Annotated in this window: 6 protein-coding genes; 3 read left to right on the top strand and 3 right to left on the bottom strand. The window is 70.6% G+C overall.

Annotated features, from left to right (window positions below):
- Positions 1-128: 128 nt before the first annotated feature.
- A complete protein-coding gene (locus AB0M67_RS41490; protein ID WP_365753389.1) occupies positions 129-1,220 on the top strand; it encodes an IS630 family transposase in 1,092 nt (363 codons plus the stop codon).
- A gap of 130 nt (positions 1,221-1,350) precedes the next feature.
- On the opposite strand, the gene AB0M67_RS41485 is transcribed toward AB0M67_RS41490, so the two are convergent.
- The 3 genes from AB0M67_RS41485 to AB0M67_RS41475 all read right to left on the bottom strand — a co-directional run bounded on the left by AB0M67_RS41485 (position 1,351) and on the right by AB0M67_RS41475 (position 4,618).
- Positions 1,351-3,015 carry a phospho-sugar mutase gene (locus tag AB0M67_RS41485; protein WP_365753387.1) on the bottom strand — a complete coding sequence of 555 codons (1,665 nt, stop codon included), beginning with the start codon at positions 3,013-3,015 and terminating at the stop codon, positions 1,351-1,353.
- Between the two features lie 188 nt (positions 3,016-3,203).
- A complete protein-coding gene (locus AB0M67_RS41480) occupies positions 3,204-4,031 on the bottom strand; it encodes a purine-nucleoside phosphorylase (RefSeq protein ID WP_249948165.1) in 828 nt (275 codons plus the stop codon).
- A gap of 149 nt (positions 4,032-4,180) precedes the next feature.
- Positions 4,181-4,618: a gamma-glutamylcyclotransferase gene (locus AB0M67_RS41475; protein WP_030355792.1), complete on the bottom strand. Its 438-nt coding sequence runs from the start codon at positions 4,616-4,618 to the stop codon at positions 4,181-4,183.
- Between the two features lie 270 nt (positions 4,619-4,888).
- On the opposite strand from AB0M67_RS41475, the gene AB0M67_RS41470 reads away from it, so the two are divergent.
- Both AB0M67_RS41470 and AB0M67_RS41465 read left to right on the top strand, forming a co-directional pair.
- Positions 4,889-6,328, top strand: coding sequence for an NAD(P)H-quinone dehydrogenase (locus tag AB0M67_RS41470; RefSeq protein ID WP_365753385.1), 1,440 nt, complete (start codon positions 4,889-4,891; stop codon positions 6,326-6,328).
- Positions 6,329-6,546: 218 nt separating this feature from the next.
- Entirely contained in the window at positions 6,547-7,632 is a 1,086-nt protein-coding gene (locus tag AB0M67_RS41465; protein WP_365753384.1) for a DeoR/GlpR family DNA-binding transcription regulator, read from the top strand.
- The last annotated feature ends 215 nt before the right edge of the window (positions 7,633-7,847 follow it).

The raw sequence follows: 7,847 nt of genomic DNA, 5'->3' as shown, positions 1-7,847 counted from the left end.
CAAGTACGTCCAGTACGAGGCCGATCCTCCGCCTTGCGATGCACGGCACCAGACGCCGCGGGCTGATCCGCGAAGATCGACCGGACAGGACCTAGTGACCTGAGTCGGAGATTCGTCGTTGGTTGGGTATGAGTCGTCCGGGTCCGAAGATTCCGCCGTTGTCGGTCACTGATGCCCAGCGGGCTGTACTGGAGGGCTGGGTGCGTCGTCGTTCGACAGCTCAGGCTTTGGCTCTGCGGTCGCGGATCGTGTTGGAGTGCGCCGACGGGCACTCGATCATGGAGGTGTCCCGCCGGCTGCGTGTCACTGCCGACACGGTCCGCACCTGGCGGCGGCGTTTCCTCGAACGGGGCCTGGACGGCCTGTCCGACGAGCCGCGGCCCGGTGTCCCGCGGAAGATCACTGATGCGGACGTCGAGCGGGTCATCGTCAAGACGCTCGAGGAGAAGCCGAAGAACGCCACGCACTGGTCGACCCGGTCGATGGCCGCGGCCACGGGCATGTCCCAGTCCGCGATCTCGCGGATCTGGCGGGCGTTCGCCCTGGCCCCGCACCGGTCGCAGACCTTCAAGCTGTCCACCGATCCGTTGTTCATCGACAAGGTCCGTGACGTGGTGGGGCTCTACCTCGACCCGCCGGAGAGGGCCCTGGTCCTGTGTGTGGACGAGAAGTCGCAGATCCAGGCCCTGGACCGGTCCCAGCCCGTGCTGCCGATGGTGCCCGGAGTTCCCGAACGCCGCAGCCACGACTACGTCCGTGCCGGCACCACCACCTTGTTCGCGGCCCTGGAGGTCGCCACCGGCAAGGTCATCGGCTCCCTCCACCGCCGTCACCGGGCCGTCGAGTTCAAGAAGTTCCTCACCAAACTCGACAAGGAAGTACCCGCCGACCTCGATCTGCACCTGATCCTCGACAACTACGTCACCCACAAGACACCCGTCATCAAGCAGTGGCTGCTGGCGCATCCCCGCTTCCACCTGCACTTCACACCCACGAGTTCGTCCTGGCTGAACCTGGTGGAGCGGTGGTTCGCCGAGCTCACGCAGAAGAAGCTCAAGCGCGGCGTCCACCGCTCCGTCCAAGCCCTCGAACGAGACATCCGCGGCTGGCTCGCCGACTGGAACGAGCAACCCAGGCCCTTCGTCTGGACGAAGACCGCCGACGAGATCCTCGACAAAGTCGCCGCCTACTGCCGACGAATCTCCGACTCAGGTCACTAGGTCCTGTCCGGTCTGCCCGGGGGAGGACGACGCCACTTCGGACTTACCCGTCCAGCGGTCCACCGTCGCTGTCGGACCCCTGCGGAGTCCGACACACTACTGCGGTACGCGCGGAGGTGCGGCGCGGGGCTCAGATACCCGCCGCGACCGCCAAGTCCCGCTTCAGCGCCGCCAGTACGTCCGTACCGGCCGTGCGCGCGGTGGTCAGCGCCGTCGCGTCCGCCACCGGGATCACGACCTCCAGATAGCACTTGAGCTTGGGCTCGGTGCCGCTCGGCCGGACGATGACGCGGGCGCGGTACGTGCCCTCCAGGTGGTAGCGCAGGCCGTCCGTCGGCGGAAGGGCGTCCGTACCGTGCGTCAGGTCCTCGACGGAGGCGACGGTCAGCCCCGCCAGCTCCGTCGGCGGATTCTCGCGCAGGCGGCGCATCGCGTCGGTGATCAGGGAGAGGACCTGGACGCGGACCGAGAGCTGGTCCGTGGCGTGCAGACCGTAGGTGACGGCCAGATCGTCCAGGAGGTCGGTGAGCGTGCGGTCCTTGGCCTTCAGCTCGGAGGCCAGCTCGGCCACCAGCAGCGCGGCCGTGATGCCGTCCTTGTCGCGGACGCCGTCGGGGTCGACGCAGTAGCCGAGCGCCTCCTCGTAGCCGTACCGCAGACCCTTGACGCGGGCGATCCACTTGAAGCCGGTCAGCGTCTCCTCGTACCCCAGCTCCGCCGCCCCGGCGATCCGGCCGAGGAGGGAGGACGAGACGATCGACTCGGCGAAGGTGCCCGTCGCGCCCTTGTGGACGAGATGGGCCGCGAGCAGCGCGCCGACCTCGTCGCCGGTCAGCATCCGCCAGCCGCTGACGACCGTGTCGTCGGGGACGGCGACGGCGCAGCGGTCCGCGTCCGGGTCGTTCGCGATGATCAGGTCGGGCCGTACGCGCCGGGCGGTGGCGAAGGCCAGATCCATCGCGCCCGGCTCTTCCGGGTTGGGGAACGAGACGGTCGGGAAGGCCGGATCGGGCTCGGCCTGCTCCGCCACGAGCACGGGCTCGGGGAAGCCGGCCCGCGCGAAGGCCGCCAGGAGGGTTTCCGTACCGACGCCGTGCAGCGCCGTGTGCACGACGCGCGCGGTGCGGGGGGTGCCGGGGGTCAGGACCGCGTCCGTACGTTCCAGATACGCCGCCAGGACCTCGTCACCGAGGATCTCCCAGCCCTCGTCGGGCCGGGCCACACCGGCCAGCGGGCCGACCGCGGCGATCCGGGCCGCGATCTCGCCGTCGGCGGGCGGCACGATCTGGGAGCCGCCGCCGAGATAGACCTTGTAACCGTTGTCCTGGGGCGGGTTGTGGCTGGCGGTGACCTCCACGCCCGCGACGGCGCCGAGATGCCGTACGGCGAAGGCGAGGACGGGCGTCGGCAGCGGCCGGGGCAGTACGGCGGCGCGCAGCCCGGCGCCGGTCATCACGGCGGCGGTGTCCCGGGCGAAGTCGGCGGACTTGTAGCGGGCGTCGTATCCGATGACGACCAGGCCGTCACCATGGCCTTGGGCCTTGAGGTACGCGGCGAGCCCGGCCGCGGCGCGGATGACCACCATGCGGTTCATCCGCATGGGCCCGGCGCCCAGTTCGCCGCGCAGCCCGGCGGTGCCGAACTGGAGCGTGCCGGCGAACCGTTCCGCCAGGGTGCCGGTGTCCCCGGCGTCGATGATCTTTCCCAGCTCTTCGCGGGTGTCGCTGTCGGGATCCTCGGCCTGCCAGGCCTTGGCCCGCGCGATGAGGTCCTGATGCGTGGCGTCCTGCTGCACGGTGGGGGGCACCTCCTGGTAGCTGTGCTGCCGGGGCCGACGGCGTGGCCCCGGCGGGATGTCATTCCCGACTCGGACGCGGCTTAGGCCCTGTCCGGCGAACAGGCACTGGGGCCTGTCGTTGGGATCTTGCCGGGCTCGATCCGGACGAAGGGACTTACTCGTCCAGACGCACTCAAGTACCTGGGCTAGACGCGCTCAAGTACCTGGGCGAGCAGAGCACCCATCTGGGTCGCCGAGTCGCGGCCCGCCTGAAGGACCTCCTCGTGGTTGAGGGGTGCGCCCGAGATGCCCGCGGCCAGGTTCGTGACCAGCGAGATACCGAGGACCTCGGCGCCCGCCTCGCGGGCCGCGATGGCCTCAAGGACGGTGGACATGCCGACGAGGTCGCCGCCCATGACGCGGACCATGTTGATCTCGGCCGGCGTCTCGTAGTGAGGGCCGGGGAACTGCACGTACACCCCCTCTTCGAGGGCCGGGTCGATCTCCTTGCACAGCGCGCGCAGCCGCGGCGAGTACAGGTCCGTCAGGTCCACGAAGTTGGCGCCGACGATCGGGGAGACGGCCGTCAGATTGATGTGGTCGCTGATCAGCACGGGCTGGCCGGGGCGCATGCCCTCGCGCAGCCCGCCGCAGCCGTTGGTCAGGACGACGGTCTTGCAGCCCGCGGCCACCGCGGTACGTACGCCGTGCGCGACGGCGGCGACCCCGCGGCCCTCGTAGTAGTGCGTACGGCCCAGGAAGACCAGCGCGCGCTTCTCGGCGATCCGGTACGAGCGGATTCTGCCGCCGTGCCCTGCGACGGCCGGCGGGGGGAAGCCGGGGAGCTCGGTCACGGGGAACTCCGCCTCGGGGGTGCCGAGCGCGTCGACGGCCGGCGCCCAGCCGGAGCCCATCACCAGGGCGACGTCATGGGTCTCGGCGCCGGTCAGCTCGCGCAGGCGGGTGGCGGCGGCGTCGGCGGCGGCCAGGGGGTCGGGTCCGTCGGCGTTGGCCGGGATAACAGATGCGTTCACGCGGATGAGGGTAGCCGGTCATGCCCTACGCGCGTAGATGAAGGCCGAAACGGGTTTGACATCGTTGTACTGTCGTTTCCAACGAAAACGGCCGCGTCGTGCTGCTTTTCCGCTCGCCGGTCGGGCCCGGTGCGGTTCGCCCCGCCCGGTCAGCAGGGGCGCTTGCGCAGCTCCATCACATAATCGTGAGGGGCGCCCGCCGACTCCGCCGCGTCGGCCAGCTCGCCCAGATAGCGCGCCGACGGGAGACCGCCCTCGTAGCCGTTCAGGACATACATCCAGGTCGGCTCCTCGCCGTCCAGGGTGTGCACCCGTACCCGCATACGGCGGTAGATGTCGAGCCCCACGCCCTCCCAGCGGTCCATGGAGTCCTCGTCCATCGGGGCGATGTCGTACAGCGCGACGAAGACCTGGGAACGCGGCGCCTCCACGACCGTGGCCAGCGCCCCCTCCCAGCCCATCTGCTCGCCGCCGAAGGTCAGCCGCCAGCCGTTGAGCCAGCCGGTGCCACGCAGCGGGGAGTGCGGGGCGCGGCGGGTCATCAGCCGCGCGTCGAGGTTGCCGGCGTACGCGGCGTAGAGCGACATGGGGTCGAGGGTACGGGAGGTACAGACGTGGCTTGCTTTTCTGGGGCTCGGTTCGCCCCGGGGCGAACCGAGGTCCCCCGGGGGTGACCTTGAGGTACCGGCTGTCTCTCTTCGGGTGGCGACCCGAGCCCCCGAAAAGATTGGACCCCGGAGGGGCGGTGCTTGAAGCGTGCGGGACAATGGAGTACGTACTGCATCCCCCGGGGCTCCCCCGGAACCCCGGCCGGGGTGGCAGACGGGCCGGGTTGACAACGCGAGGCGGACTTTTTCGTGACCCGGATCGTGATCATCGGTGGCGGCCCCGGCGGCTACGAGGCGGCTCTCGTAGGGGCTCAGCTCGGCGCGGAAGTGACCGTCGTCGACTGCGACGGACTCGGTGGCGCGTCGGTGCTCACCGACTGCGTACCGTCGAAGACCCTCATCGCGACGGCCGAGGTGATGACCACCTTCGACTCCTCCTACGAGGAACTGGGCATCATCGTCGCGGACGACACTCCTCCTCTTGAGCAGAGGGCCCGCGTCGTCGGGGTCGATCTCGGCAAGGTCAACCGACGGGTGAAGCGGCTCGCGCTCGCCCAGTCGCACGACATCACCGCCTCCGTCACCCGGGCCGGCGCGCGCGTCATGCGCGGGCGCGGGCGGCTCGACGGACGCCAGGCCGTGGACGGCTCGCGCCAGGTGATCGTGACCGCGGCGGACGGCAGCGAGGAATCGCTCACCGCCGACGCCGTACTGATCGCCACCGGCGCGCACCCCCGCGAGATCCCGGACGCGCAGCCCGACGGCGAGCGCATCCTCAACTGGACGCAGGTGTACGACCTCGACGAGCTGCCCGAGGAACTGATCGTGGTCGGCTCCGGTGTCACCGGCGCCGAGTTCGCCGGTGCCTACCAGGCGCTCGGCTCGCGGGTCACGCTCGTCTCCTCCCGTGACCGGGTGCTGCCCGGCGAGGACCCGGACGCCGCGGGCGTACTGGAGGACGTCTTCCGGCGCCGCGGCATGAACGTGATGTCCCGCTCCCGTGCCGAGGCCGCCAAGCGGGTCGGTGACCGGGTCGAGGTGGCACTCTCCGACGGCCGGGTCATCTCCGGTACGCACTGTCTGATGGCGGTCGGCGCCATCCCGAACACCGCGGGCATGGGCCTGGAGGAGGCCGGCGTCCTGCTCAAGGAGTCGGGCCACATCAAGACCGACCGGGTCTCCCGTACCTCCGCGCCCGGCGTCTACGCCGCAGGCGATGTCACCGGGATCTTCGCCCTCGCCTCCGTCGCGGCCATGCAGGGCCGGATCGCGATGTACCACTTCCTCGGCGACGCGGTCACCCCGCTCAACCTCAAGACCGTCTCGTCGAACGTCTTCACCGACCCGGAGATCGCCACCGTCGGTTACAGCCAGGCGGACGTCGACGCCGGCAGGATCGACGCCCGTGTCGTCAAGCTGCCGCTGCTGCGCAACCCGCGCGCCAAGATGCAGGGCATCAGGGACGGCTTCGTCAAGATATTCGCCCGTCCGGGCACCGGGATCGTGGTCGGCGGGGTCGTCGTATCGCCGCGTGCCAGCGAGCTGATCCATCCCATCGCGCTCGCCGTCGACAACAACCTGACCGTGGAACAGATCGCGAACGCCTTCACGGTCTACCCGTCCCTGTCGGGTTCGATCGCCGAGGTGGCGCGGCAGTTGCACACCGTGAAGACCGGCGAGGAGAGCTGACCCGGTCCGCCGGTCCCGAGGGGCGTCCCCGGCGGGCGTCCCCGGCGGGTTCCGGCGGGGCGTTCATCGGCTCGTAGGGCTGGGTAAGCCCGTTCCATGGTGGTGCGTTCGAAAAGCGGGATCGCTTTATACCACTGTGCGCGCTCGTCTGTGTACAACTTCTGTTATTCGGCGCAAACTGCTGAAAGCAGACGGTCGTTGGGGTTACTGTCAGTTTCGTGTTCGCTGCAGAACGTCGCCAATTGATCCTCGAAATGGTGCGCGCCAACGGAGCCGTGTCGCTCCGTGAGCTCGCCCGCGTCGTCCAGACCTCCGAAGTGACCGTACGGCGGGACGTGCGGGCGCTGGAGGCCGAAGGACTCCTCGACCGTCGGCACGGCGGTGCGGTATTGCCGGGCGGATTCACGCGAGAATCCGGCTTTCCGCAAAAGTCCCATCTCGCAACGGCCGAGAAGACGGCCATCGCCGACCTCGCCGCGAGTCTCGTCGAAGAGGGCGAGGCCGTGGTCGTCGGCGCCGGTACGACCACGCAGGAGCTGGCCCGCCGGCTCGCGCGGATCCCCGGACTGACCGTCGTCACCAACTCGCTGCTCGTCGCGCAGGCCCTCGCGCACGCCAACCGGGTCGAAGTCGTCATGACCGGCGGCACGCTGCGCGGCTCCAACTACGCGCTGGTCGGCAGCGGGGCGGAGCAGTCCCTCCAGGGCCTGCGGGTCACCCGCGCGTTCCTGTCCGGGAGCGGACTGACCGCCGAACGCGGGCTCTCCACGTCCAACATGCTCTCGGCGAGCGTGGACCGGGCGCTGGTGCAGGCCGCGGCGGAAGTCGTGGTGCTGGCCGACCATACGAAGCTGGGCACCGACACGATGTTCCAGACGGTACCGACGGATCTCATCAGCAGGCTGGTGACCGACGAGCCGCCGGCGCATGACGATCGCGCGGCGACGGAGCTTCAGGCGCTGGCGGATCAGGGGGTGCAGATCGCGGTGGCCGGCGGAGCCGGCGGTTCTGTGGGCGGGGTGTCCGGGGCGTCGGCCGGTGCGGGCTCCGGGTCCGCATCCGGTTCTGTCGCCGGGGCCGCTGCCGGGGCCGGGGCGTCGGGCGGTGACGTGCATCCGGCGGGGCGTCAGTCGCGTCGGGACGTACCGCTTCCGGGGCAGCGCCGCACGCATGCGGCGGGTCCGGGTCCGGGCCAGGGGCCGGGGAGCGGGGGGCCGGGTCCGCAACTGCGGAGTGCGGCGGCGTCGCTGGCGGCGCAGGAGCCGGGGGAGCGGGCGCGGGTGGCGGACTTGCGCCGCCGGTAGCGGTTCGCCTCCGGCGGGGGGCGTGGCGCGGGGTGCGGTGCGCCGTCCGGCGGGGGGTCGTGGTGCGGTGCGCCTTCGGCGCGGGGTGCGGTGCGCCTCCGGCGCGGGGCGTGGCGCGGGGTGCGTTGTGGTGCCGGGGGCCGGGGCCTCCGGAGGTGCGTGTCCGGACTGCTTTCCTCACCGTGCTTCGCACGAGCTGCGACGCTTTACGTCCG

It is taken from the genome of Streptomyces sp. NPDC051662 (genome assembly GCF_040681655.1).
Classification (GTDB): Bacteria; Actinomycetota; Actinomycetes; order Streptomycetales; family Streptomycetaceae; genus Streptomyces.
Note: the sequence above shows the minus strand (reverse complement) of the source record. Positions and strands in the feature narration are given on the sequence as shown.